The organism is Thauera sp. (assembly GCF_047601425.1).
In the GTDB taxonomy this organism is placed as follows: Bacteria; Pseudomonadota; Gammaproteobacteria; order Burkholderiales; family Rhodocyclaceae; genus Thauera.
On record NZ_JASGJL010000002.1, the window covers coordinates 57,699 to 81,576 of the forward strand.

General features: G+C 65.3%; 23 protein-coding genes, 1 tRNA gene and 2 pseudogenes. 15 read left to right on the forward strand and 11 right to left on the reverse strand.

Annotated elements, in window-relative coordinates:
• Positions 1-2: 2 nt before the first annotated feature.
• The 5 genes from QM748_RS16765 to QM748_RS16785 all read left to right on the forward strand — a co-directional run bounded on the left by QM748_RS16765 (position 3) and on the right by QM748_RS16785 (position 4,515).
• Positions 3-398, forward strand: a complete 396-nt coding sequence (locus QM748_RS16765; RefSeq protein ID WP_415248140.1) for a hypothetical protein — start codon at positions 3-5, stop codon at positions 396-398.
• Between the two features lie 28 nt (positions 399-426).
• Entirely contained in the window at positions 427-1,641 is a 1,215-nt protein-coding gene (locus QM748_RS16770) for a hypothetical protein (protein WP_415248141.1), read from the forward strand.
• A 418-nt stretch (positions 1,642-2,059) separates the two neighbouring features.
• The gene (locus QM748_RS16775) at positions 2,060-2,413 is read left to right on the forward strand and encodes a helix-turn-helix domain-containing protein (RefSeq protein WP_415248142.1); all 354 of its coding nucleotides are present in this window, start codon (positions 2,060-2,062) and stop codon (positions 2,411-2,413) included.
• A complete protein-coding gene (locus tag QM748_RS16780) occupies positions 2,410-3,666 on the forward strand; it encodes a type II toxin-antitoxin system HipA family toxin (RefSeq protein ID WP_415248143.1) in 1,257 nt (418 codons plus the stop codon). Before QM748_RS16775 ends, QM748_RS16780 begins: the two co-directional genes overlap by 4 nt.
• Before the next feature lie 282 nt (positions 3,667-3,948).
• Complete coding sequence (locus tag QM748_RS16785) at positions 3,949-4,515, forward strand: hypothetical protein (RefSeq protein WP_415248144.1); 567 nt, start codon at positions 3,949-3,951, stop codon at positions 4,513-4,515.
• Between the two features lie 405 nt (positions 4,516-4,920).
• Here the strand turns inward: QM748_RS16785 and QM748_RS16790 are convergent.
• The 5 genes and pseudogenes from QM748_RS16790 to QM748_RS16810 form a co-directional block, all read right to left on the reverse strand.
• Positions 4,921-5,264 (reverse strand): annotated as a pseudogene (locus QM748_RS16790) (Arm DNA-binding domain-containing protein); the annotation flags it as partial.
• Between the two features lie 248 nt (positions 5,265-5,512).
• Positions 5,513-5,584 (reverse strand) — tRNA-Gly (locus QM748_RS16795).
• 88 nt (positions 5,585-5,672) lie between these two features.
• Entirely contained in the window at positions 5,673-7,403 is a 1,731-nt protein-coding gene (ptsP, locus tag QM748_RS16800; RefSeq protein ID WP_415248145.1) for a phosphoenolpyruvate--protein phosphotransferase, read from the reverse strand.
• Positions 7,404-7,405: 2 nt separating this feature from the next.
• Positions 7,406-7,675 (reverse strand): HPr family phosphocarrier protein, encoded by a 270-nt coding sequence (locus QM748_RS16805; RefSeq protein ID WP_415248146.1) that lies wholly within the window; start codon positions 7,673-7,675, stop codon positions 7,406-7,408.
• Between the two features lie 33 nt (positions 7,676-7,708).
• Positions 7,709-8,107 carry a PTS sugar transporter subunit IIA gene (locus QM748_RS16810; protein WP_415248147.1) on the reverse strand — a complete coding sequence of 133 codons (399 nt, stop codon included), beginning with the start codon at positions 8,105-8,107 and terminating at the stop codon, positions 7,709-7,711.
• 238 nt (positions 8,108-8,345) lie between these two features.
• On the opposite strand from QM748_RS16810, the gene QM748_RS16815 reads away from it, so the two are divergent.
• The 4 genes from QM748_RS16815 (at position 8,346) to QM748_RS16830 (ending at position 12,739) form a co-directional block, all read left to right on the forward strand.
• Positions 8,346-9,998 carry a BCCT family transporter gene (locus QM748_RS16815; RefSeq protein WP_415248148.1) on the forward strand — a complete coding sequence of 551 codons (1,653 nt, stop codon included), beginning with the start codon at positions 8,346-8,348 and terminating at the stop codon, positions 9,996-9,998.
• A 90-nt stretch (positions 9,999-10,088) separates the two neighbouring features.
• Positions 10,089-11,966, forward strand: coding sequence for a DUF294 nucleotidyltransferase-like domain-containing protein (locus QM748_RS16820; RefSeq protein ID WP_415248149.1), 1,878 nt, complete (start codon positions 10,089-10,091; stop codon positions 11,964-11,966).
• A 10-nt stretch (positions 11,967-11,976) separates the two neighbouring features.
• Positions 11,977-12,207, forward strand: a complete 231-nt coding sequence (locus tag QM748_RS16825) for a hypothetical protein (RefSeq protein WP_415248150.1) — start codon at positions 11,977-11,979, stop codon at positions 12,205-12,207.
• Positions 12,161-12,739 carry a 3'-5' exonuclease gene (locus QM748_RS16830; protein ID WP_415248151.1) on the forward strand — a complete coding sequence of 193 codons (579 nt, stop codon included), beginning with the start codon at positions 12,161-12,163 and terminating at the stop codon, positions 12,737-12,739. The genes QM748_RS16825 and QM748_RS16830 overlap by 47 nt, the downstream gene beginning before the upstream one ends.
• Positions 12,740-12,852: 113 nt before the next feature.
• Here QM748_RS16830 and QM748_RS16835 read toward each other — a convergent pair whose 3' ends face one another.
• From QM748_RS16835 to QM748_RS16860, 6 genes and pseudogenes are all read right to left on the reverse strand, one after another.
• On the reverse strand, positions 12,853-13,302 hold the full coding sequence (locus tag QM748_RS16835) for a PRC-barrel domain-containing protein (protein ID WP_415248152.1): 450 nt from the start codon (positions 13,300-13,302) through the stop codon (positions 12,853-12,855).
• A 44-nt stretch (positions 13,303-13,346) separates the two neighbouring features.
• A complete protein-coding gene (locus QM748_RS16840) occupies positions 13,347-13,703 on the reverse strand; it encodes a BON domain-containing protein (protein ID WP_415248153.1) in 357 nt (118 codons plus the stop codon).
• A gap of 55 nt (positions 13,704-13,758) precedes the next feature.
• A complete protein-coding gene (locus tag QM748_RS16845; protein WP_415248154.1) occupies positions 13,759-13,953 on the reverse strand; it encodes a hypothetical protein in 195 nt (64 codons plus the stop codon).
• Between the two features lie 142 nt (positions 13,954-14,095).
• Positions 14,096-15,721, reverse strand: a complete 1,626-nt coding sequence (locus tag QM748_RS16850; protein WP_415248155.1) for an ABC-F family ATPase — start codon at positions 15,719-15,721, stop codon at positions 14,096-14,098.
• A 177-nt stretch (positions 15,722-15,898) separates the two neighbouring features.
• Positions 15,899-16,966, reverse strand: a complete 1,068-nt coding sequence (locus tag QM748_RS16855) for a 2,3-butanediol dehydrogenase (RefSeq protein ID WP_415248156.1) — start codon at positions 16,964-16,966, stop codon at positions 15,899-15,901.
• Between the two features lie 772 nt (positions 16,967-17,738).
• Positions 17,739-18,926 (reverse strand): annotated as a pseudogene (locus QM748_RS16860) (NAD(P)-binding domain-containing protein); the annotation flags it as partial.
• Positions 18,927-19,307: 381 nt separating this feature from the next.
• Here QM748_RS16860 and QM748_RS16865 point away from each other — a divergent pair.
• From QM748_RS16865 to QM748_RS16890, 6 genes are all read left to right on the forward strand, one after another.
• Positions 19,308-20,081 carry an acetoin reductase gene (locus QM748_RS16865; protein WP_415248157.1) on the forward strand — a complete coding sequence of 258 codons (774 nt, stop codon included), beginning with the start codon at positions 19,308-19,310 and terminating at the stop codon, positions 20,079-20,081.
• A 180-nt stretch (positions 20,082-20,261) separates the two neighbouring features.
• Entirely contained in the window at positions 20,262-22,205 is a 1,944-nt protein-coding gene (locus QM748_RS16870; protein ID WP_415248158.1) for a sigma-54-dependent Fis family transcriptional regulator, read from the forward strand.
• A 129-nt stretch (positions 22,206-22,334) separates the two neighbouring features.
• A complete protein-coding gene (locus QM748_RS16875; RefSeq protein WP_415248159.1) occupies positions 22,335-22,532 on the forward strand; it encodes a CsbD family protein in 198 nt (65 codons plus the stop codon).
• A gap of 91 nt (positions 22,533-22,623) precedes the next feature.
• Positions 22,624-22,788, forward strand: a complete 165-nt coding sequence (locus tag QM748_RS16880; protein ID WP_415248160.1) for a DUF1328 domain-containing protein — start codon at positions 22,624-22,626, stop codon at positions 22,786-22,788.
• A 25-nt stretch (positions 22,789-22,813) separates the two neighbouring features.
• The gene (locus QM748_RS16885) at positions 22,814-23,449 is read left to right on the forward strand and encodes a response regulator (protein ID WP_415248161.1); all 636 of its coding nucleotides are present in this window, start codon (positions 22,814-22,816) and stop codon (positions 23,447-23,449) included.
• A 21-nt stretch (positions 23,450-23,470) separates the two neighbouring features.
• Positions 23,471-23,872 (forward strand): response regulator, encoded by a 402-nt coding sequence (locus QM748_RS16890; protein WP_415248162.1) that lies wholly within the window; start codon positions 23,471-23,473, stop codon positions 23,870-23,872.
• The last annotated feature ends 6 nt before the right edge of the window (positions 23,873-23,878 follow it).

Below are 23,878 nucleotides of genomic sequence, written 5' to 3' on the forward strand. Positions count from 1 at the left end.
CGATGAACCCGGACCGATCGCTCTGGATGCTGGCCTTGCTGGCGTCGTCATGGCTCGCGGCGCCAGCCCGGGTGGCGGCCGAACCCGGCTTCGAGCCGTTCCTGGCCGACTGGCGCGCCGCCGTCGCCCGGGGCGATGCCGACGCGGTGGCTCGCCAGGTGCGCGGCCCGTTCCTGTGGGAAGGCCGCACGCTCGACGTCGCCGGCTTCAGGCGCCACGCCTGGCCGGCGCTGTTCACCCCCGCGCTGCGCCGCTGTTGGGCGCGCGCCGAGCCGGTGGCGGAACCCGGCCAGCCCGGCGAACGGGCACTGTTCTGCGCCCCCTACGCGCTGCACTTCGACGCCGAGGGCGGCCAATGGGCGCTGCGCGAATTCAGTGCCGACCCGGAGGCGCGATGAGCCTCCACGACCCGAGTGGATCGATCGCATGGCGGCGCTGATCGAGGTCCTGCACGCCAACCCGGGGCTGGCCATCGTGCTGGGCCTGGTGCTGGGCGGCGCGCTCGTCCTGGGCGGGATGGCCTGGCTGCTGCGCGGCCAGGCCACGGCTTTGCGCGGCCTGGTGTTCATCGCCGTGTTCATGGGCCTGGTGCTGCTGCCGCAGTTGCTGGGTCAGCTCGCACTGGCGGTATGGCCGGGTGCCGGGCCGCCCGCGGTACCCGCTGCTGCTGCCCCGCCGGGATTGCAGGCCGACGAGGCCCAGCGCGCCATATATGCCAATAGCATGATTGGCCTGCTGGCCGCGGAGTCGGCCGACACCGGCACCGGCCAGGGCTGGCTGCGCCTGCGCTTTGCCGACGAAGCTGCCGCCGCGGACGGACTGCTGGCCTACGCCCGGCTGCACCAGCTGGCCCCGCAACGGGACCGCAGCGGCATCGAACTGATCGGCCCGCGCGGCCTGGGTGGCGGCTGGGCCTGGCTGCGCCGCGAAGGCGAGCACCTGGACGTGCGCACCGCGCTGGATGAAGCCGGCCTGGGCCAGCCCTGGCCGGCGACGATCGCGATCCCCGATACACCGAACTACCCGCTACTGCCCGCGCTGCAACCGCTGGCACGCGCCTTCCAGGGCTCGGTCGCGCTGCAAGCGGGCGGCGTGCTGCTGGCCGTGGCCGCCGGCGTGGCCTGGTTCTTCATCGGCAGCGCCTGGGCCGGCCGGGTGTCGCCGCCGGCAGGCACGGCGGCCGTGTCGGCGGATGGCCTGCGCCAGCGGCTGCTGGCGCTGGGCGACGGCAGCTGGCCGCTGCGAGCCGAGACCCTGGCCGACGGCCGCATCGCGATCACCTGGCGCCACGACGACGCGCGCTGGCTGGACGGGGCCGGCCTGCACGGGCTGCGCCGCACCGGCCGGCTGCTGCTGCGCGTGGACCCGGCCCGGCAGCGCGTGCAGGTCGGCGAGCAGTGGAGCCGGTTCGCCGCCGATGCCGGCCCCGCCGGCCTGCAGCTGCAATGGCATGCCGCGCACGGCATCCGCTTCTTCGAACGCAGCCGGCACACCGTACTGGGTTTGCAACTGGATGCCCAGGGCCGACCCACCGGTGAGTGGCAGCGCACGCTGGGCCTGGACTTGCAGGCGCTCAAGGCGCCGGTGATCGAGACAGTGCGTTCTGCTGGCTGGACCTGGCAGCCGATGCTGCTGGCCTGATAGACCGCCGCTGCGGCAGCGGCCGGTTGGAACTCATAGGCCCAGGCTACTCCAGCAACAATGCGATTCGGGAGCCTCGCATGGTGTTTTGGGCCACTTTTTGTAGCAGTTTGAGCTGGCTGCCGGTGGCTTGCGCTGGAAGTCGGTAGATCAAGACTGGCTGAAAAACTTCAATCCTGACAACTGCTGACGACACTCCTTGGCGTTCGGTGGAAGTCCTTGGATTGTCGAACTGGAGCGGGTGATGGGAACAGAATATAGAATTCAACCAATTGATTAACAAAGAATTTTCACAGTCCAGATATCCAGTTTGGGCCAGAAATAATACAAGTTTGATGCCTGTTGGCAAGTTCTAGCCATAGGTCTAATATTTCGCTATCGTGGACAAATATAGTAATTTTTGTCTTTAATAGCGAACATGCCTCGCAAACCTCCCGTTGTCTTTCCCCAAGAGCAGCGCCTGCTCTCCGAGCTGGGCGAACGGCTACGCCTTGCCCGCAAGAGGCGCAAGCTGAGCAACGCGGTGGTGGCCCAGCGAGCGGGGGTTTCCAGAACCACCGTGTACAAAGTCGAGGCCGGCGATCCTGGTGCAACCCTGGGGGCCTATATCCGGGTGCTGGCCGTGCTGGGCCTCGAAGGCGATCTCAATTTGCTGGCCGCCGACGACCGGATCGGGCGCAAGCTGCAGGATCTGGCGCTGGAGTCGCCATCAGACGCCAGCCGCCGAAAGGTCCCCTCTTCGCCGACCCAGAATCGCGAGGGGTCTGTATGAGCAAGCAAGACAATGCCCTGGAAGTCTGGCTGGCCGATAACCTCGGTCCCCCATGTCTGGTCGGCACGCTAGCTCATGACCGTGGCCAGATCCGCTTCCACTATGAACCGGACTGGCTCAAGGACCCTCGCGCCTTTGCGCTGGACCCCGATCTCTCCCTGGACGAGCACCCCTTCTTTCCGAAGCCGGAACTGGGCAACTTCGGGATCTTCCTGGACTCATCGCCGGACCGCTGGGGCCAAACGCTCATGAAGCGCCGCGAGGCGCTGCAGGCCAAGGACGAGAAGCGGCCACCCCGCACGCTCTACGCCTGGGACTTCCTCATCGGCGTACAGGACCAGACCCGTCAGGGCGCATTGCGCTTTCGCCGGCCGGGTACGGAAACCTTCCTTGGTGACGAGAAGATGGCGGCGCCTCCGGTGACGACCTTGCGCGAACTGGAAGCGGTGGCCTATCAGCTCAGCAACCGGCGCATCGACGACCTCGATGCCCTGCGCAGGTGGCTGGCGGTGCTCGTCGCGCCAGGTGCCTCGCTGGGCGGGGCCAGGCCGAAGGCCAATTTCACCGAAGCCGACGGTTCGCTCTGGATCGCCAAGTTCCCCGCCCGCGATGATGACCGGGATGTCGGTGCCTGGGAGTACGTGGTTCACCAACTGGCCCGGAAGGCAGGCGTGGAGGTACCGCCCGCGAGGCTGATCAGGCTGGGCAACGACTTCCACACCTTTTGCGTGCAGCGGTTCGATCGCGCACATGGCTCGAGGCGCTTCTATGCTTCGGCGATGACACTGCTGCGCAAGACGCAGAGCGAGGGCACGAGCTACCTGGAACTGGCCCAGTTCATCCGGGCCCAAGGCGATGCGGAGAATGTGGATGCAGACATGGCGCAGTTATTTCGACGCGTGGCATTCAACGTCGCGGTCGGCAACCGGGACGATCATCTGCGAAACCATGGCCTCGTGCTTGGCAAGACCGGGTGGCGACTCGCGCCAGCGTTTGATGTTAACCCGAACATCGACAAGGCAGAGCATGTCCTAAACATCGACGATGTCGACAACCGGCCGAGTCTGGAGACGGTTCTCGGCACGGCGGCGTTCTACGGGCTTGATGACGGCCCTGCTCGCCAGGCGGTGGAGGAAGTGGCAGCGGCGGTTGATGGCTGGCAGGATGCGGCGCGCAGGGCTGGCATCTCAGGCGCCGACATTGAGCTGACGGAGGCTGCCTTCTCGGCTCATGCGGAGTTTCGTGCGCAGTAGATAGACAGGTCAAGCACCGTACTGCGCCGGAGGCAGAGAAACCGCTTCCACGCCTGCGGATACTGACTATCAGTGAAGGCCAGCAAGTCCTTCATGCTCATCTGCTCCAGCTTCATGGTGCGTTCCTGTGTTGTGGGTAAGTAGGGCTATTAGGTCGTTTCGCTGGATTCGGGAGCCCCCCGGGAGGCCATCAAGCCGTCAATATTCCTGATGACTTGATGGCTTGACAAGCCCATCAAGCGCCCCTACGATGGCGCCATCAAACGACTCGTGGATGACGCCATGACTAAAGACTACTCCTTGCGGGCTCTTAACGAGTTCTTCGATTATCTGGCTAACAAGCACCTCCTGAACAAGAACACTGTTCAGAGTCGAAAGGGGGCGGCAAATAAGATCCTGGGTGTCCTTGATGAGCAAGAGGCCTCAGATCTCACGAAGCTAGATTTGGACTTGGTATTCCAGCGATTCGCGAATAAGGCCGGGAAAGACTACAAGCCGGATAGCTTGATGGTTTACCGTAGCAGACTGGGCTCAGCTCTCAACGACTTCTTCCAGTACGTCGAAAACCCAGCTCAATTTCGACCCTCACTCAAAGCTAATGGATCGGCGACGGCGAAGAAGCCGGCAAAAACTATACGCAAGGCAGATGAGCAACGTGCAGAAGCCAAGCCAATCGCAGGGACTCCAACCCCGCCTATGGCGATGCACGCAAGCAGCCCAGGCAGTGTGAACGTGCCGGTACCACTTAGAGAGGGAGTGACAGTACAGATCACCGGTTTACCGGCTGATCTAACAGAGGCCGAGGCTTCACGCCTTGCTGCAATTATCAAGGCATACGCCATGGCTTAGAGAATTGCGGAGGAGGCTCTGACACCCCCTCCGCAGTAGGAGAATGGGAAGCCCACTCGACCTACGGTTGGCACCTAAAAGTCTAGTGGATTCTCCTTTGTCAAGCAAATAGGCACGTCTAGCTTCCCGACGCGCCCGGAGTCATATATGACAAATGAGAAACAAGCTCCGCCCGGATTTCGGTGGGTGTACTGCCGCTTCCGACGCGTCAAGAACAGCGACAAGGTTCTTGATGCCTGGGCATATGGCCATCAATCTTGGCGGTTTTTGGTAAGGTCCAAGTAGCGTGGCTCAAGCAGGGCTGCCTTACGGCAGCCCTGCTTCTTTGGGGCTAGGCTTGCCAACTGTTTGTCGGGCGCCCTTTCATGCCCCCCCTGAAATGGAAAGGACAACCCATCAAAGGCACTTCTTGAACACTCTGCGGATCTGCGCCAATGTGCTTTGCCGCCCTTCCACCAATGCCAGCGTTCGATAGGACAACCACTGCTCATACGCTGTCATGAACGTGTATTCACTCGCCAAGCGGGCTGCCTGCGGGCCTCGTCTCGCATGGCACGCGCATCGCGCAAACTTAGCTCGGGATACCTGCCCAAAGACAGCCTCGACTGCTTGCCTAACCAGTGGTAGCGAAAGTGCCACGCCTTGCTGCCTTTGGCCGACACGAACAGCGACAGGCCATCGTAGTCGCCCAGGGTGTACGTTTTCCCCGTTGCCTTTGCGTTACGAACATGCAAATCAGTGAGCGCCATGCTTCGACTCCAAATCCCAGATTAGACGGGAGATGCGTCATGATGGTTGCTCCAGCGACACGCTGACAGCAGCAATGCGGTACGCCGGCCCACCCTATTGATGGACTGAAAAATGTACTTATTTGGAGTAGCTGTAGGTGGATTTCCCTGGATGTCTGTGGACATCCTTCAGAAGGAAATTCCCTTTTAGATCAAAAACTTGATCACTCAGTAGACGTCCCTGACTTTCCTTGGTCGTCAGCGGAATGAGCGGGCGAAGGGAGTCGAACCCTCGTCATCAGCTTGGGAAGCTGAGGTAATAGCCGTTATACGACGCCCGCATGCCTGGCCGGCAACAGAATGGCCGGCGCGAAAGAGGCGGCCATTCTATGATTCCCGGCTTCCCTGCGCAATGCCGGCGTGCGCCTGTCAGCCGGCCAGCCGCTCCACTGCCTCGCGGATGCGCGCCGGTTCGTCGGCCTTCAGGATGCGCTGCACCCTGGGCGCGAGTTCGCCGAGGTCGGCGCGCAGCACCTGCTGCTTGATTTCCAGGATGTTGCCCGGATGCATCGAGAAGCTGCGCAGGCCCATGCCGAGCAGCAGCAGGGTGTAGGCGGGGTCGCCGGCCATCTCGCCGCAGACCGATACCGGCACGCTGTAGCGCGCGCCGGTCGAGATGGTGGCGCCGATCAGCTTCAGGACCGCGGGATGCAGCGGGTCGTAGAGATGCACCACGGCTTCGTCCGAGCGGTCGATGGCCAGGGTGTACTGGATCAGGTCGTTGGTGCCGATCGACAGGAAGGACAGCCGTCGGATGAACATGCCCAGCGACAGCGCGGCGGCGGGGATTTCGATCATGCCGCCGACCTGCACGCCTTCGTCGAACTTGATCTTTTCGGCGCGCAACTCGGCCTTGGCCTTGTTGATGAGCGCCAGGCACTGGTCGATTTCCTGTGCGTGAGACAGCATCGGGATCATGATCTGCAGCTTGCCATGGGCCGAGGCGCGCAGCAGGGCGCGCAGCTGCGTCAGGAACATCTGGGGTTCGGCCAGCGAGTAGCGCACTGCGCGCAGGCCGAGCGCCGGGTTTGGCTCGAAGCGGGCGTAGGCGCCATTGAGCGCCTTGTCAGAGCCGACGTCGAAGGTGCGGATCGTCACCGGCTTGTTCGGCAGCGCCTTGACCACGCTGCGGTAGGCTTCGTACTGCTCGTCCTCGTCGGGCAGGACGTCGCGGCCCATGAAGAGGAATTCCGTGCGGTACAGGCCGACGCCGTCGGCGTTGGCGTTCTTGACTGCCGGCAGGTCCTTCGGCCCTTCGATGTTGGCGAGCAGGCTGATGCTGGCGCCGTCCAGCGTACGGGCGCTGGTGTCGCGCAGGCGGTTGAGCTTGGAGCGCTCGATCTCCAGTTCGCTGCGGCGCAGGCGGTATTCCTCGACGATGGTTTCGTCGGGGGCGACGATGATGACGCCGCGGGTGCCGTTGACGATGATCAGCTCGTCGTCTTCGAGCAGGTCGCGCACGTGGTGCAGGCCGACCACGGCCGGAATCTTGAGGCTGCGGGCGACGATCGCGGTGTGGCTGGTGGGGCCGCCGACGTCGGTGACGAAGCCGGAGATGTTGTGGTCGCGGAAGCCGATGGTGTCGGCGGGCGACAGGTCGTGGGCGACGATGATGGTGCCCAGCCCGTCGCGGCGCTTGGGCGGCAGGTGGCCGGGGTGGCCGAGCAGCACCTTGACCAGGCGTTCGACCACCTGCACGACGTCGGCCTGGCGTTCGCGCAGGTAGGGGTCCTCGATCTGGCGGAACTGTTCGACGAGCTGTTCCATCTGCTGCACCAGCGCCCATTCGGCATTGCAGCGGCGGGTTTCGATTAGGTGGCGGGCGGCATCGATCAGCAGCGGGTCGGCCAGCATCATCAGCTGCAGGTCGACGAAGGCGCCGACCTCGCTGTGGGTCTGGGCCGAGGTGGCGGCGGCCTTGAGGCCGATCAGTTCGCCCTGGACCGTGGCGACGGCGTCGTTCAGGCGTTCGAGCTCGTCGTCCAGGTAGCGTGGTGCGACGTGGTAGTGATTGACCTCGAGCAGCGCGTGCGAGACCAGGTGGACGTGGCCGATCGCGATGCCTTGCGAGACCGGCAGGCCGTGCAGGGCGAAGGTCATGCTTATTCTCCTTCGCCGAAGCGGTCCGCGATCAGTTCCAGCAGCGCCTGCAGGGCGGTGCCGGCATCGTCGCCCTCGGTGTCGATGGCGATGGTGCTGCCCTTGGCGGCGGCCAGCATCATGACGCCCATGATGCTCTTGGCGTTGACCCGGCGGCCGTTGCGTTCGAGCCAGACTTCGCACGGATAGCTGCTCGCCAGTTGCGTCAGCTTGGCCGATGCGCGGGCGTGCAGCCCGAGCTTGTTGATGATTTCCGCTTCGGCTCTTGGCATGGTGTGTTCTCCCCCGGTGTTGCTGTCCGCGCTCTAGGGCGCCTGGTTCGTTTCGATGTGCATCACGCCGTCACAGCCGCCGGACACCGAGCGCTTGAGCAGCGTTTCCATGTCGCGCTCGCGGTAGGTGAGAACGCGCAGCAGCATTGGCAGGTTGACGCCGGCGACGGCTTCGATCCGGCCGGGATCGGTGAGTTTGGCGGCGACGTTGGACGGCGTGGCGCCGTAGATGTCGGTCAGGATCAGCACGCCATGGCCGCTGTCGGTCCAGGCCAGCATCTGGCGTGCCTGGGGGAGGATGTCGAGCGGATCGTCCTGCGCCGACAGGCCCAGCTGCGCCACCTGCAGCGGGCGTTTGTTGAGCACGTGGCAGGCGCACTGGATCAGCGATTCGCCGAGCGAGCCGTGCGTCACCAGAAAGATTCCGATCATTTCGTTTCCGTCTCCACAGCGGGCGATTCTAGCCGATGGCGGCGAGGCATGGCGCGCGGTGCGGCAAGCCTGAAATCCATTGCCGAAAATATGATGAATGGTTTGTGTCGGCAGCCAAACCACAGATCTGATTGGGGAATCCGGTTTTGAGCATTGTCGCAAGGCTGTTAAACTTGTTTTGTACAAATATTTGTAAGGTAATTACTGCCATGTTCCGGGCGGTTCTTCGAGAGTACGGATGACAGAAAAAAAAGACCCCATGATCCCCGACGGGGACGTCAACCCCATCGATACCGACTACCAGATCGGCCAGGACAACATCATCGTCAACGTCGGCCCCTTCGGCCTCGACATCCACAACCGCGTGTTCGCCATCTCGGGCGGCCTGGTGGTGCTGTTCGTGGCACTGACGCTGGCTTTCCACGACCAGGTCGAGCCGCTGTTCAGCGGCATGCGGACTTGGCTGACCTCCAACCTCGACGGCTTCTTCCTCGTCGCTGGCAACATCTTCGTGCTGGTGTGTTTCATCGTCGCGTTCTCGCCGCTGGGCCGGGTGCGGCTGGGCGGCACCGAGGCCAAGCCCGACTACACCTACCTCGGCTGGTTCTCGATGCTGTTCGCTGCCGGCATGGGCATCGGCCTGATGTTCTTCGGCGTGTCGGAGCCGCTGTCGCACTTCGGCGCGGCTTTCGGCGGCACGGCGATGGAGAACGGCGTGCGCACCGACTGGGCGCCGCTCGGCGGCGCGGCCGGCGATGCCGAAGCGGCTGCACGCCTGGGCATGGCGGCGACGATCTTCCACTGGGCCCTGCACCCGTGGGCGATCTACGCCGTGCTGGCGCTCGGCCTGGCGCTGTTCTCGTTCAACAAGGGGCTGCCGCTGACGATCCGCTCGGTGTTCTACCCGCTGCTGGGCGAGCGGGTGTGGGGCTGGCCCGGGCACCTGGTTGACATCCTCGCCGTGCTGGCGACGCTGTTCGGCCTGGCGACCTCGCTCGGCTTCGGCGCGGCGCAGGCGAGTTCGGGCCTGAACTTCCTGTTCGACGTGCCGCTGGGCACCACCACCCAGATCGTGCTGATCATCGGCATCACCGCGATCGCGCTCGGCTCGGTCGTGTCCGGGCTGGATGCCGGCGTCAAGCTGCTGTCCGAGATCAACATGATCCTGGCGCTGCTGTTGCTGCTGTTCGTGATCGCCGTCGGGCCGACGCTGGACATCCTCGGCGGCTTCTTCGCCAACCTGGGCGCCTACCTGCAGCACCTGCCGGCGCTGTCCAACCCGGTCGGCCGCGACGACGCCAACTTCCTGCAGGGATGGACCGCCTTCTACTGGGCATGGTGGATCTCGTGGTCGCCCTTCGTTGGCATGTTCATCGCGCGGGTATCGCGCGGCCGCACCGTGCGCGAATTCATCGTCTCGGTGCTGATCGTGCCCTCGCTCGCCTGCACGCTGTGGATGACGGTGTTCGGCGAGACCGCCATCAGCCAGGTGGTGCGCGACGGCTACCAGGCTGCGCGCGATGCCGAACTGCCGCTGCAGTTGTTCCTGACGCTCGACGCGCTGCCGCTGGCGCAGATCACCTCCTTCCTCGCCATCGTGCTGGTGGTGGTGTTCTTCGTCACCTCGTCCGACTCGGGCTCGCTGGTCATCGATGCGATCTCGGCGGGCGGCAAGATGGACGCGCCGATGCCGCAGCGCGTGTTCTGGGCGATCTTCGAAGGCCTGGTGGCGGTCGCGCTGGTGCTTGGCGGCGGGCTGGTGTCGCTGCAGGCGATGGCGGTGTTGACCGGGCTGCCGTTCGCCGTCGTGCTGCTGGTGGCAAGCCTGGCAATCGTCAAGGGCCTGGCATCGGAACCCCGCCCGGCAGCGGCGCCTCGCCTGGCCAGATGACGGCGACGGGGGCGAACATGCAGCCGGACGGCGACTGAAACCGCCGTCCCGGTGTATGTTCGCCTCGACCGACACTCACTGATCCATCCCATGCAGGTCGAACAGCTCGAAATCCTCGACTTCCTCCGCGCCCATCCGCCTTTCGACACCTTGCCGGAAGACGTGCTGCAGCGCGTGGCGGCGGCGGTCGATGTGCGCTACTACAAGGCCGGCGAGCAGATCATCGAGTTCGGCCTGCCTGCCGAGTTCTGGCATGTGGTGCGCAGCGGCGCGGTGGAGGTCTTCCGCCGCAACGGCACGCTGTACAACCGCCTGACCTCAGGCGGCTACTTCGGCGAGTTCGGCCTGCTGCGCCATGGCCGGGTGCGTTTTCCGGTGTGCGCGCTGGAGGACTCGCTGCTCTACCTGATTCCGCAGCCGGTGTTCCTCGAGCTGTTCGAGGGCAACGAGGTTTTTGCCGACTACGTCGAAGTCGAGGACCGCACCCGGCTGCGGCAGGTGATGTCGCGCCGCGAGGACGCCAACGACCTGCTGTCGGCCACCGTCGAAACCCTCGTCGGCCGCGAGGCGGTGACGCTGGGCAGCGGCGCCACCGCGCGCGAGGCGGCGCAGCGCATGACCGAGGAGGGCGTCTCTTCGCTGCTGATCGTCGATGACAACCCGGACGTGCCCGAACTGCCGCTGCTGTCCGGCATCCTCACCGACCGCGACCTGCGCACCCGCCTGCTGGCGCCGGGCCTGGGCCACGACACGCCGGTGAGCGAGATCATGAGCCCGGGCGTGGTCACGGTGGAGCACAACCAGCTGGTGTTCGAAGCCATGCTGGCGATGCTGCGCCGGAACGTGCATCACCTGCCGGTGATGAGGCACCAGCGCCCGCTCGGCATCGTCGCGCTGTCGGACATCATCCGCTACGAATCGCGCAACAGCCTGTTCGTGGTCGGCAGCATCTTCCGTGCGCAGTCGGTGGATGATCTGGTCGCGCTGGTGCCGGACGTACGCGCCTGTTTCAGCCGCATGGCCGGCGAGGAAACCAGCGCCCACATGGTGGGCAGCGCGATGGCGGCGATCGGCCGCAGCTTCAAGCAGCGGCTGCTGGAACTGGCCGAGGCCGAACTCGGCCCGCCGCCGGTGCCTTATTGTTTCCTCGCGCTGGGCTCGATGGCGCGCCAGGAACAGCTGATCGTCACCGACCAGGACAACGCGCTGATCCTGCACAACCGCTTCGATCCCGCACGCCACGACGGCTACTTCAAGGCGCTCGGCGACTTCGTCTGCGACGGGCTGGCGCGCTGCGGCTATAGCTACTGTACCGGCGGCGTGATGGCGAGCAACGAGAAGTGGCGCCAGCCGCTCGGGGAGTGGGAGCGCCGCTTCACCGACTGGATCGAGCGTCCGATGCCCGAGTCGCTGCTGCACGCCGGCATCTTCTTCGATCTCGACGGCGTCTGGGGGCGCACCGAATGGGCCGTGCGCCTGCGCGAACTGGTCGCGCGCAAGGCCCGCAACAATCCGCGCTTTCTCGCCTGTATGGCACGCAACGCCTTGCTGCGCACGCCGCCGCTGGGCTTCTTCAAGGACTTCGTCGTCGAATCCGACGGCCGCCACTCGCGCGCGATCAACATCAAGCGCCGCGGCACCGGGCCGCTGTCCGACCTGATCCGCGTCCATGCGCTGGCGATCGGCGCGCAGTCGCTGAACTCCTTCGAACGCCTGCGCGAGATCATCGATGCAGCCATCCTGCCGCTGGGGCGCGGGCAGGATCTGTACGATGCGCTCGAGTTCATCTCGGCCGTACGGGCGCGCAACCAGGCGGAGGACCTCGCCGTCGGCAACGAACCGGACAACAGCATCGAACCCGAGAAGCTGTCCGAATTCGAACGCAAGAGCCTGCGCGACGCCTTCCTGATCCTGGGCAACGCACAGAAGTACCTCAAATATCGCTACCAGCCCGGGCGGGCCAACTGAGCACGGCACGATGCTGCATCTGGGCAATGTGAAAGCGAAGCTCGCGCGCAGTTCGCGCCAGGCAGGTGCTGCCGCAGGTGTCGACTGGCCGCGGCGTTTCGCCACGCTCGCTGCCGCAGCGCGCGACCCGCGCCTGCGTGCCTTCTACGCGCAGGGGGCACCGGCCGGCGACTGTCTGTTGAAGGACGTGCCCGATGGCCGCGCTCGACATCGAAACCACCGGCCTGGACCCGGCGCGTGACGAGATCGTCAGCATCGGCGTGGTGCCGATGACGGTGGCCTACATCCGGGCCAGCGCCTCGCGCTACTGGGTGGTGAGCCCGAACGGGGAGTTGAAGCCGGAGTCGGTGACGATCCACACCATCACCCATGCCCAGGTCGACGAAGCGCCGGACCTCGATGCAGTTCTCGGCGAACTGCTGGAAGCGCTGGCCGGCCGCATCGTCGTCGTCCATTGCCGCGGTATCGAACGCGGCTTCCTCGATGCCGCGCTGAGGGCGCGCATCGGCGAAGGCATCGAGTTCCCGGTCATCGACACCATGGAGCTCGAAGCCCGCCTGTACCGCAGCCCGCCCGGTTTCTTCGGCTGGCTGCTGGGCCGGCGCCGGCGGACCGAATCGATCCGCCTCGCCGACAGCCGTAGCCGCTACAGGCTGCCGCGCTACCGTGCCCACCACGCGCTGACCGACGCGCTCGCCACCGCCGAACTGCTGCAGGCGCAGGTGGCGCATCGCTTTTCTCCGGAGAGTTTGCTGAGCGAGTTGTGGTTGTGAGGAGACGGCAGGGCGGGTGAGGGAGAAGCAATGCAGGCGGCCGGCAAATGACTCCCGCATCGAGGCAAGGGGGAGCCTTTTGCCGGCCGCCTGTCTGCAAGTCCTGGCAGACCTCAGAGGCGAGGCTGCCAATAGGGCGCGCTGCCGTAGTTGGCGTACTGGTCGGCGGCCCAGTCGGGATCGACGAAGGAAGGCCAGTGCTCCTTGTCGAAGCCGTCGGATTCCTTCAGCTTTTCCTTGTCGGCATCGAGGATGAAGCATTTGCGTTCGGCGTCGAGCGTCAGCGCGCTCCACGGGATCGCGTGCAGCTTTTCGCCGATGCCCAGCACGCCGTCGCGGGCGAGCACCGCGTAGGCGATGCGGCCGTGGCCGACGTCGAGCATGATGTGCTCGATGGTGCCCAGCTTGTCGTTGTTGAGGTTGTAGACCTCGTTGCCGCCAAGGGTGTCGGCCGCCATGATCGCGGGGCCGGGGCCGTCGTGATCGTCGTTGCCGCCGATGATCCTGGCGCCTTGCAGCGATTGTGCGGTGCTGGCGCCGGCAGGGGTGGTGGTGTAGTTCATGGCTGTCTCCTTGTCGTGGGCCGGCGTGGGTGCCGGCCTGTCCGTCACTGCTTGACGGTCAGCATGTTGTTGACCGAGGACACGCCTTCGATGCCGGTGGTGACCACCGAGGCGCGCTCGATTTCGGCGCGGGAGTCGACTTCGCCTTTCAGCGTCACGACGTTCTTGACGGTTTCGACCTCGATGTTGCGTGCCTTGGTCAGTTCGTCCCTGGCCAGCGCGGTCTTGACCCGGGTGGTGACGGTGGCGTCATCGATGAACTGGCCGACCGAGCCGGACTCCCGCTTGCTGTCGCTGGCTGCAGGCCTCTGCTCGGCGGGAGCCATGTCGGAACTGGCTGCGAAGACGGCCGGCGCGGCAAGGCCGATGACGGTGAGCGTGGTGGCGAGAACCTTGTTCATGGTCGAGTCTCCTTTTGGGATTGGGGACCGTGCAAGGACACGGTCGTGCGGCGTGTCAGGTGAACAACCAGATCAGGATGATGATCGGGATGGGTACGCCGAGCAGGAACAGCAGAAGCGAGCGCATGGCGATCTCCTTTGCAGCCGGGTTGCGGGTGACCGGGAGTGGCGGTTCGGCAGCTCGGGGAGCGTCGCCGCGTCCGTCGTCCCTGTGGTCTACAAGATAGGCGGCGGGGGAGGACGCGTGCATAGGCGCATGCCGCTTGCGTGTGTGGGATGTCGCCGACATGGCGTAGGCCCAGGCCTACATCGGCACGCCGCCCCGAAAACGCCGAAGGCCCGCGGATTTGCGGGCCTTCGGGCGTTGGGCGACAGGGAGCGCGCGGGACTGCTTATTCCAGGCCCTGGCTCGAGAGGTATTCCTCGTAGGTGCCGCGATAGTCGATGATCTGGCCGTCGAGCTTGATCTCGATGATGCGGGTGGCGAGCGAGGACACGAACTCGCGGTCGTGCGAGACGAAGATCAGCGTGCCGTTGAACTTGTCGAGGCCGCCGTTCAGCGACTCGATCGATTCCATGTCGAGGTGGTTGGTCGGCTCGTCCATCAGCAGCACGTTGGGCCGCGACAGCATCAGCTTGCCGAACAGCATGCGGCCCTGCTCGCCGCCGGAGATCACCTTCACCGACTTCTTGACCTCGTCGCCCGAGAACAGCAGGCGGCCCAGGGTGCCGCGCAGCAGGGTCTCGTTGTCCTCGCCGGTGGCGGCGGCGGTGATGCGGGAGTAGGGCGCGATCCAGTCGGTCAGGTTGACGTCCTCGGCGAAGTCGGCCGAGTGGTCCTGGGCGTAGTAGCCGGGCTTGGCCTTCTCGGCCCACTTAACCTGGCCCTTCTGCGGCTTCAGTTCGCCGACCAGCAGCTTCAGCATGGTGGTCTTGCCGACGCCGTTCTCGCCGATGATGGCGACTTTCTCGCCGGCCTCGATGGCGATCGAGAACTTGTTGATCAGCGGCTTTTCCATGCCCTCGTAGCCGAAGCTGATGTTGTCGACTTCACAGGCCAGGCGGTGCAGCTTGTCCCTTTCGTCGTAGTCGAAGCGGATCCACGGGTACTGGCGGCTGGACGGCTTGACGTCCTCGGGCTTGAGCTTGTCGATCAGCTTCAGGCGGCTGGTGGCCTGCTTGGCCTTGGACTTGTTGGCCGAGAAGCGGCGCACGAAGGCCTGCAGTTCCTGGATCTTGTCCTTGGCGCGGGCGTTGGCGGCCGACTGGCGCTCGCGCGCCATCGTCGACGCTTCCATGTAGTCGTCGTAGTTGCCCGGGTAGATGGTGATGGTGCCGTAGTCCAGGTCGGCCATGTGGGTGCAGACCTGGTTCAGGAAGTGGCGGTCGTGCGAGATGATGACCATCGTGCAGTCGCGGTTGTTCAGCACGTCTTCCAGCCAGCGGATGGTGTTGATGTCGAGGTTGTTGGTCGGCTCGTCCAGCAGCAGGATCTCGGGGTTGGCGAACAGCGCCTGGCACAGCAGCACGCGCAGCTTCCAGCCGGGGGCGACTTCGCTCATCGGGCCGTTGTGCAGGGCGGTGTCGATGCCGACGCCGAGCAGCAGTTCGCCGGCGCGCGCCTCGGCGGTGTAGCCGTCGTATTCGCCGACCTTGCCTTCCAGCTCGGCGGCGTGCATGTAGTCGTCCTCGGTCGCTTCCGGGTTGGCGTAGATCGCGTCACGCTCCTGGATGGCGGCCCACAGTTCCTCGTGGCCCATCATCACGACGTCGAGCACGCGCATGCTTTCGTAGGCGAACTGGTCCTGGCGCAGGTAGGCCATGCGCTCATGCACGTCCTTGGAGACGTTGCCGGCGGAGGGTTCGAGAATCCCGCACAGGATCTTCATGAAGGTCGACTTGCCCGCGCCGTTGGCGCCGATCAGGCCGTAGCGGTTGCCGTCGCCGAACTTGACGGAAACGTTCTCGAACAGGGGCTTGGCCCCGAACTGCATGGTGATGTTGGCTGCGACGAGCACGGAAAATCCTGTTTATCAGATAAAACAAAGCCTTGCATTATAGCTCAGGCTGTTGGTCGTGAGTGTTGCAGGACGGTGACGCACATGGACGCCGCGGCAGCTCCAGCAAAGAAAAACCCTCCGGCGCCACCGGAGCGGGGCGCGGGAGGGGTGAAAGGAGGACAGGAGGAGTGCTGCTTACTTCAGGCGCGGCTGAACGATGATCTTCACTGCCGATTCGTTGTTGTGGATCAGCGTTTCGAAGCCCTGCGAAACCAGGTCGTCGAGCTGGATGCGCTGGGTGATGAAGGGTTCGAGGTCGATCTTGCCCTGCTCGACCAGCTTGATGGTTTCCTGGTGGTCGTTGCAGTAGGCGATGGTGCCGCGCACGTCCAGCTCCTTCATCACCACGCTGTGCACGTTGATGGTGGCCGGATGACTCCAGATCGACACGATCACCACCACGCCGGTGGGCCTGGTCGCGGCCACCAGCGCGTCCAGCACCTTGTTCACGCTGGTGCATTCGAAGGCCACGTCCACGCCCTTGCCGCCGGTCAGCTTCATCACTGCCGCGACCACGTCCACTTCGGACGGGTCCAGGATGTGGTCGGCGACACCGGATTCGCGGGCCTTCTCCTTCCGCTTGGCGCTCAGCTCGGTGATGATCACGGTCAGGCCCTTGGCCTTCAGGATCGCCGATAGCAGCAGGCCGATCGGGCCGGCGCCGCCGACCAGGGCGACGTCGCCGGCCTTGGCGCCGCTGCGGGTGAAGGCGTGATGGCCCACCGACAGCGGCTCGATCAGCGCAGCCTGATCCAGCGGGATCCTGTCGGAGATCGGATGCACCCAGCGGCGCTTGACGGCGATCTTCTCCGACAGGCCGCCGCCGCGGCCGCCCAGACCGATGAAGTTCATGTTCTTCGACAGGTGGTAGTTCTCGCCAGGCCCGGTGGGCACGTCGTCGGCGACGATGTAGGGCTCGACCACCACGTGCTGGCCGACCCGGATGTCGGTCACGCCTTCGCCGACGGCATACACCACGCCGGAAAACTCGTGGCCCATGGTGACGGGGGCGGACTCGCCGGAAATCGGGTGCGGATGGCCGCAGGGCGGAATGAAGATCGGCCCTTCCATGAACTCGTGCAGGTCGGTGCCGCAGATGCCGCACCAGGCCACTTCGATGCCGACGGTGCCCGGCGCCACGACGGGTTCGGGGATGTCTTCGATGCGGATGTCGCCGCGGTCGTAAAAGCGTGCTGCCTTCATGGATCAAACTCCGTGGTTGTGAATTCCTGTGGCCGTCGCCGGAGCACCTCGCCCCTTGCCGGGGAGGCGCTCCGGAAACCTCCCTCAGCGCAGGTGATGCACTTCCTGCATGCCGTAGAACCTGCACCGGCAGGTCTTCCTGGCGCGCCTTCAACTGCAGCGCCAGGTAGAGCGAGTAGTGGCGCGACTGGTGCAGGTTGCCGCCGTGGAACCACATGTTCTCCTGCTGCGTGGGCTTCCACATGTTGCGCTGTTCGCCTTCCCAGGGGCCGGGGTCCTTGGTCGTGTCCGAACCCAGGCCCCAGACCTTGCCGACCTTGTCGGCGACTTCCTGGCTGACGAGGTCTGCCACCCAGCCGTTCATCGAGCCGTAGCCGGTGGCATAAACGATGAGGTCGGCGGGCAGCTCGGTGCCGTCGTTCAGCACCACGGCGTTCTCGCTCAGGTGGCTGATGCCCTTGCCCGACTGCAGCTTGATGCTGCCGTCGATGACCAGGTCGCAGGCGCCGACGTCGATGTAGTAGCCCGAGGCGCGGCGCAGGTATTTCATGAACAGGCCCGAGCCGTCGTCGCCGAAGTCGAGCATGAAGCCGGCTTCCTCGAGCTTGCGGTAGAACTCGGCGTCACGTTCGCGGATGCGGTCGTAGATCGGAACCTGGAAGTCCGCCATGATGCGGTAGGGCAGCGAAGCGAAGATCAGGTCGGCCTTCTTGGTCGTCACGCCGCTGGCGACGGCGCGCTCGGAGTACAGGTCGCCCAGGCCGATGTCCATCAGCGAGTCCGAGCGCACGATGTGGGTCGAGGAGCGCTGCACCATGGTCACGTCGGCGCCGTGTTCCCACAGCGCGGCGCAGATGTCGTGCGCCGAGTTGTTGGCGCCGATCACCACCACCTTCTTGCCGCTGTAGGCGTCCGGCCCCGGGTGCTGCGAGGAATGCTGCTGCTCGCCCTTGAAGACGTCCTGGCCCTCGATCTTCGGCACGTTGGCCTTGCCCGACATGCCGGTGGCGAATACCAGGTGCTTCGGCCGGATGACCAGCGTCTCGCCTTCGCGCTCCACCGTCACTTCCCATTCCTTGCGGGCCTCGTCGTAGCGGGCGCCCACGCAGTTGGTGGAACACCAGTAATTGACTTCCATGACCTTGGTGTACATCTCCAGCCAGTCGCCGATCTTGTCCTTGGGCGCGAACACCGGCCAGTTCGGCGGGAAGGGAAGGTAGGGCAGGTGGTCGTACCACACCGGGTCGTGCAGGCACAGCGACTTGTAGCGGCTGCGCCACTGGTCGCCGGGGCGGGGATAGCGGTCGATGACGATGTGCGACACGCCCAGCTGGCGCAGCCGCGCGCCCAGCGCGATGCCGCCCTGGCCGCCGCCGATCACCAGCACGAAAGGCTGTTGGCTGCGGCCCAGTTCGGCCGCTTCTTCCTCGCGGCGTTCCAGCCAGGTCTTGCGTCCGCGCTGGATGCCGTGCTCGGCGCCCATCGGCCGGCGCGGGCCCAGCGGCTCCTCGTGGCCCTTGAGTTCCTGCGCGGTAGTCAGCAGCGTCCAGATGCGGCCGTCCTTGATGCGGATGTGGCCGTGGCCGGCGATGAGCCGGGTGTCGATGTCGATCCACGCGGAAACCACGCCGTCGGCTTCATCCACCGTTTCGCCGGGGCTGAGGCTGAAGACGACAGGCGCGGCGGTGTCCAGCTGCGCATTCAGCATCTGCCGGATCGCGGCCTGGCCTTCCATCGTCTTCAGGTTCCAGGTCAGCAGCACCAGGTCGCGCCAGTAGGATTCGTCGGCGAACAGCGCGGCTGCGGCTTGGGTGTCGCGCCTGGCCAGCGCGGCATTGAGCTGGTCCAGCATTGCCTGGGCGCAGGCGGCGGGGCTTGTGGTCATGATGTCTCCAGAATTGTTGTTGATGTGTGCCCGAGCGGTGTGCGGGCGGAGGAGGTATCGCAAACGCCGTGCCATGCCTGCCCGGGCAACTCGAACAGCATGAAATCAATGCCTTGCCGAGCCTCGGATCGAGGCGCTGTGCCGTGCTGGCCCATTTCGCCGCTTCAGCTGTTGCAATGGGTGCGACAGGTGTCGCATTGCCCATGCTGCGGTGCAATGCAGTTTCTGGGTAAACCGTCATTCACGCCCAGATGCTTTGATTCCAGAATCCCTGGCACTTTCCGCCGCGCAATATGCCTCGTCGTTCAGGCAATTCGGATTCCGGGCGTGAATATGGCGGATATCCATGCCAGTCATTCAAAACCCGGTGTGCCTGGATGAGCTGCCCTGCCTGCTGGCTGGTTCTTCAATTTCGGTGTTGTCGGTTTTTCGATCGTTCAATTACGAGGAGGCTTCATGAGCAAGAAAGTCGCAGTCGTCACCGGTTCCGCCGATGGCCTGGGCAAGGGGATTGCCGAGCGTCTCGCCGCAGACGGTTTTCGCATCGTGCTGTCGGACATCAATGCCGGGCTGCTCGCCACGACCGAGCAGGAATTCAGGAGCAATGGCTTCGAAGTGGCGTCCTTCGTCGGCAACGTCGCCAAACGCGACGAGCAGTTCGCGCTGGTGGCGCATGCCGTGGCCGCTTTCGGCCAGGTCGATGTCTTCATCAACAATGCCGGCATCGAGGACGTGATGCCGCTGGATGCGGTGCGCGAGCCGGATCTGGAGAAAGTCTTTGCGGTGAACGTCTACAGCGTCGTCTATGGCACGCAGGCTGCCGCCGAGCAGATGAAGAAGCAGGGCACGGGCGGCAAGATCATCAATGCCTGCAGCATTGCGGGCCATGAATCCTATGAATTCCTCAGCGTGTATTGCGCCACCAAGCACGCCGTGCGTTCGCTGACGCAAAGCGCCGCCAAGGAACTGGCGCGGCACAAGATCACCGTCAATGCCTATTGCCCCGGCGTCGCGGCGACCAGGATGTGGGACCGCATCGACGAGGAGATGGGCAAGTATCTCGGCACCAAGCCGGGCGAAGCCTTCGAGCGCTTTTCGGCGGGCATCCTGCTGGGCCGCCCGCAGACGGCCAAGGACGTGGCCGATTTCGTTCACTACCTGGCCTCGCCCGATTCGGACTACATGACCGGGCAGTCCATCATGATCGATGGCGGTATCGTGCTGCGCTGACAGCCGATAAACTGCAGCGCGGGGACGGGGGGCGTGCCTGTGGCAGCCCTTCGTCGGAGTGCAAACACCCTGCGCCAGAGTCTGCGATGCCACCCCAGTCCTATGCCTCGCACATCAAGGAGATCGAAGCCTTCGGGCTGGGGCAGCCCATGCACGGGGGGGGGCAGCAGGGACGAAGCCGTGCTCGACAGCTGGCGGCGTTGCCTGGACCACCACCGGCTGGACCCGGCACGGACCTGCGAAGCCGTCATCGTTCCCGAAGGGCAGTTGCGTCAGCACCGGGAAGAATCCGAGTCGCTGATCCGCATCGCCCGCAGCGGGCTGGAGCGGCTCTACCAGCAACTGAAGGGCCTGGACTACGTGCTGCTGCTGGCCGACCGCCACGGCGTGGCGGTGGATTTCCTCGGTCAGGAAGCCGCCAGCGGCGACCTGCGCCGCGCAGGCCTGTACCTGGGTGCCGAATGGCGCGAGGACCGTGCCGGCACCTCCGCCGTCGGCGCCTGCCTGGCCACCGGCGATGCCCTGACGGTGCACCAGAGCGATCATTTCGACTTCACCCACACGCGGCTGTCCTGCACCGCGGCACCGATCTACGACCTGCGCGGTGAGCTGGCAGCGGTGCTCGATCTTTCCCAGCTCAGGTCACCCGAGGAGCGCGCCAGCCAGAGCCTGGCATTGAACCTGGTGGTTGCGGCGGCACGGCGCGTGGAGCTGGCAAACCTGATGGCGCAGTCGCGCAGGGACTGGGTGCTGCGCTTTTCCCAGTCGCCAGACTTTCTCGACGTGGACCCGGACGCCGCCATCGCGCTCGATGCGCATGGCCGCATCAACGCCATGACCCACGCCGGTGCCCGCCTGCTGGCTGCAGCGGCACGGCTGGACTGGCGGCAGCGCCATGCCCTGATCGGCCAGCCGCTGGAACGCTTCTTCCAGTTCGACGCGCGCCACCTGCCCAGTCTGCGCGCCGACCGCCCGGCGCAACAGCGCATCGTCCGCGCCTGCGACGGCAGGGTGCTGTTCGCCCACGCGATCGAGCCGATGCGGGTGCTGAGCCCGGCCTCACGGCCGGCGGCGCCCGCGCCGCTGCCCGCCGCATTGCAGACGCTCAGCGCCGGCGACCCGGCAATGGATGCGCTGCTGCACAAGGCCGCGCGGCTGGCGCCGCAGAACCTGCCGATCCTGGTGCAGGGCGAAACCGGCGCCGGCAAGGAATTCCTCGCCCGTGCCATCCATGGCGCCAGCGGCCGCAGCGGCGTGTTCGTCGCGATTAACTGCGCGGCGATTCCCGAGTCGCTGCTGGAGAGCGAGCTGTTCGGCTACCTGCCCGGCTCATGGACGGGCGGCGCCAGCAAGGGCCGTCAGGGCCTGATCGAAGCCGCCCATCGCGGCACCCTGTTCCTCGACGAGATCGGCGACATGCCGCTGGCGCTGCAGGCCAAGCTGCTTCGCGTGCTGTCGGAGTCGCAGGTCCTGCCGCTGGGCGCGCGCGAGCCGCGCACGGTCGATATCCGCGTGCTGTCGGCCTCGCACCGACCATTGGCGGAACTGGTGCAGTCCGGCCAGTTCCGCCAGGATCTGCTCTACCGCCTCAACGCCGCGGAGCTGCAGCTCCCGCCGCTGCGCTGGCGGCGCGACCTCGGCGGCATGATGGACCGGATGCTGGCCGAGCTGGGCAGCCAGTACAGCCTCGGCGAGGCGGCGCGGGCGATGCTGCTCGCCCACCCTTGGCCCGGCAACCTGCGCGAACTGCACAACGTGCTGCGCTACGCCGTCGCGCTGTGCGGCGACGGGCCGCAGGCCGGCGCGGCGGCCTGGGAGTGTGTCAGGGAGTGCGTCATCGAGCCGGCCCATTTGCCCGACAGCCTGCAGGCGGCCGATGTGCTGGATGCCGGGCCTCCCATGCCGCAGATGGACTGCACCGCCGGGCTGGACGCGGCGGACGGCGCTGGCGGACGTTTGCAGTTCGGCACGGCCGTGGCACTGGAACAGCTGCTGGCGCAATGCCGCGGCAACGTCTCGGAAGTGGCGCGGCGCCTGGGTGTGAGCCGTTCCACGGTACACCGGCGCATCCAGCGCCTGCAGCTGGGCGTGCGCCGCGCCAGCTGGAGCGGGCCTCGGGAATGATGGCGGCCGGCTGTCGGAATCGTCCGACGCGGCTTTCGGATCGGGCTGATGGGGCGCGCGGGCAGCCTTGCCTAAAGTGAAGGCGTGCTCAGACACCGAGCCGCATCCCAACCCCGAAGGAGAGCCGCCATGAACAAGGACATCATCGAAGGCAACTGGAAGCAGCTCAAGGGCAAGGTCCAGCAGCAATGGGGCAAGCTCACCGACGACGACTTCGACGTCATCGCCGGCCGCGGCACCGAGCTGGCCGGCCGCATCCAGGAACGCTACGGCATCAGCCGCGACGAGGCAGAGAAGCAGGTCAAGGACTGGCAGAGCCGTCTTTGAGCCCGTTCGCCGATGAGCGCCTTCATTCGTCGCCGGTTTCCCGCCTCCGGGCGGGTTTCCGGTGAACTTTCCGACCTGCAAGGAGAAAACCATGCTTCACTACGCAGTCGTTTTCTTCGTCATCGCCCTGATCGCGGCCCTGTTCGGCTTCAGCGGCATTGCCGCTGGAGCGGCGGGCATCGCCAAGATCCTGTTCGTCGTCTTCCTGGTGATGGCGATTGCCAGCTTCCTGGTCAATCTCCTCAGGGGGCGATGACCGACCCCGGACCGGATGAACCGAGATGTTGCGTATCGCCATTGTCGATGACCACCAGATCGTGCGCGCAGGCTTTCGCGAGATGCTTGCCGATGAGTTGGGCTTCGCCTTTCCATTCGAGGCGGCGTCCGGCGAAGAGGCGCTGAAGGGCCTGCGCGAGCACGAGGTGGATGTTCTTTTGCTCGACTTGTCGTTGCCTGGCCAGAGCGGCGTCGATGTGCTGCGTGCAGCGCGCCAGCGCTACGACAAGCTGCGCATCCTGGTGCTGTCCGGCTTTCCGGAAGAACGCTACGCGCTGGCGATGATCCGCAATGGGGCCGATGGCTACCTGTGCAAGGACTGCTCGCGCGAGGACCTCATCAGCGCGATCCATGCCGTTGCCCAGGGCCGTCGCTACCTGTCGCCGCGCACCGCCGAACTGCTGGCCGAAGAACTGACCGGCGGAGGTGGCGGCGCACCGCACGAAAAGCTGTCCGACCGCGAGCTGCAGGTCTTCCTGCGCCTCGCGCGCGGCGAGTCGGTGTCCGACATCGCCGCCGTGCTCAATCTCAGCGTCAAGACGGTCAGCACCTACCGCTCGCGCCTGCTCGAAAAGCTGCAGGTGTCGAGCAATGCCGAACTGGCGACCTATGCCCTGCGCCATGGGCTGATTCTCGAATGATTGAATGACCGGTTTTGAATCATGGCTGCCACCACGTCTTTTTCTGCGCTACGCGTCGTGCTGGTCGAGGATTCGCCGATCCTCCGCGCGATGCTGCGCGACATGTTGAATGAACTCGAGGGTGTCCAGATCGTGGGCGAGGCGGACGGCGAGGATGAGGCGCTGGCCGAACTCGAATGCCACCGGCCCGACGTCGTCAGCGTCAACCTGGAATTGCGCCAGGGCAGCGGACTTGGCGTTCTGGGCCGTCTGCAGGCCGAGCCGGAGCGCTACGGCCGCCCGTGCGCGGTGGTGTTCTCGAACTACGGGCACAGCACGCTGCGGGCCCGCTGCAAGGCGCTGGGCGTCGAGCATTTCTTCGACAAATCCTTTCAGATGGACGAACTGCTCGAATTCATCCAGCGCGCTGCCGCAGGGCGCTGAACCTGT

What these genes read in the sequence shown, in the direction of transcription:
- QM748_RS16805 (WP_415248146.1), bottom strand. Translation starts at nt 7,675, where the DNA reads ATGCCAAGAGCCGAAGCGGAAATCATCAACAAGCTCGGGCTGCACGCC.
- QM748_RS16845 (WP_415248154.1), bottom strand. Translation starts at nt 13,953, where the DNA reads ATGCACGCGTCCTCCCCCGCCGCCTATCTTGTAGACCACAGGGACGAC.
- QM748_RS16785 (WP_415248144.1), top strand. Translation starts at nt 3,949, where the DNA reads ATGACTAAAGACTACTCCTTGCGGGCTCTTAACGAGTTCTTCGATTAT.
- QM748_RS16820 (WP_415248149.1), top strand. Translation starts at nt 10,089, where the DNA reads ATGCAGGTCGAACAGCTCGAAATCCTCGACTTCCTCCGCGCCCATCCG.
- QM748_RS16775 (WP_415248142.1), top strand. Translation starts at nt 2,060, where the DNA reads ATGCCTCGCAAACCTCCCGTTGTCTTTCCCCAAGAGCAGCGCCTGCTC.
- QM748_RS16835 (WP_415248152.1), bottom strand. Translation starts at nt 13,302, where the DNA reads ATGAACTACACCACCACCCCTGCCGGCGCCAGCACCGCACAATCGCTG.
- QM748_RS16880 (WP_415248160.1), top strand. Translation starts at nt 22,624, where the DNA reads ATGCTTCACTACGCAGTCGTTTTCTTCGTCATCGCCCTGATCGCGGCC.
- QM748_RS16810 (WP_415248147.1), bottom strand. Translation starts at nt 8,107, where the DNA reads ATGATCGGAATCTTTCTGGTGACGCACGGCTCGCTCGGCGAATCGCTG.
- QM748_RS16890 (WP_415248162.1), top strand. Translation starts at nt 23,471, where the DNA reads ATGGCTGCCACCACGTCTTTTTCTGCGCTACGCGTCGTGCTGGTCGAG.
- QM748_RS16830 (WP_415248151.1), top strand. Translation starts at nt 12,161, where the DNA reads ATGGCCGCGCTCGACATCGAAACCACCGGCCTGGACCCGGCGCGTGAC.
- QM748_RS16865 (WP_415248157.1), top strand. Translation starts at nt 19,308, where the DNA reads ATGAGCAAGAAAGTCGCAGTCGTCACCGGTTCCGCCGATGGCCTGGGC.
- QM748_RS16765 (WP_415248140.1), top strand. Translation starts at nt 3, where the DNA reads ATGAACCCGGACCGATCGCTCTGGATGCTGGCCTTGCTGGCGTCGTCA.
- ptsP (WP_415248145.1), bottom strand. Translation starts at nt 7,403, where the DNA reads ATGACCTTCGCCCTGCACGGCCTGCCGGTCTCGCAAGGCATCGCGATC.
- QM748_RS16840 (WP_415248153.1), bottom strand. Translation starts at nt 13,703, where the DNA reads ATGAACAAGGTTCTCGCCACCACGCTCACCGTCATCGGCCTTGCCGCG.
- QM748_RS16855 (WP_415248156.1), bottom strand. Translation starts at nt 16,966, where the DNA reads ATGAAGGCAGCACGCTTTTACGACCGCGGCGACATCCGCATCGAAGAC.
- QM748_RS16825 (WP_415248150.1), top strand. Translation starts at nt 11,977, where the DNA reads ATGCTGCATCTGGGCAATGTGAAAGCGAAGCTCGCGCGCAGTTCGCGC.
- QM748_RS16885 (WP_415248161.1), top strand. Translation starts at nt 22,814, where the DNA reads ATGTTGCGTATCGCCATTGTCGATGACCACCAGATCGTGCGCGCAGGC.
- QM748_RS16875 (WP_415248159.1), top strand. Translation starts at nt 22,335, where the DNA reads ATGAACAAGGACATCATCGAAGGCAACTGGAAGCAGCTCAAGGGCAAG.
- QM748_RS16815 (WP_415248148.1), top strand. Translation starts at nt 8,346, where the DNA reads ATGACAGAAAAAAAAGACCCCATGATCCCCGACGGGGACGTCAACCCC.
- QM748_RS16780 (WP_415248143.1), top strand. Translation starts at nt 2,410, where the DNA reads ATGAGCAAGCAAGACAATGCCCTGGAAGTCTGGCTGGCCGATAACCTC.
- QM748_RS16770 (WP_415248141.1), top strand. Translation starts at nt 427, where the DNA reads ATGGCGGCGCTGATCGAGGTCCTGCACGCCAACCCGGGGCTGGCCATC.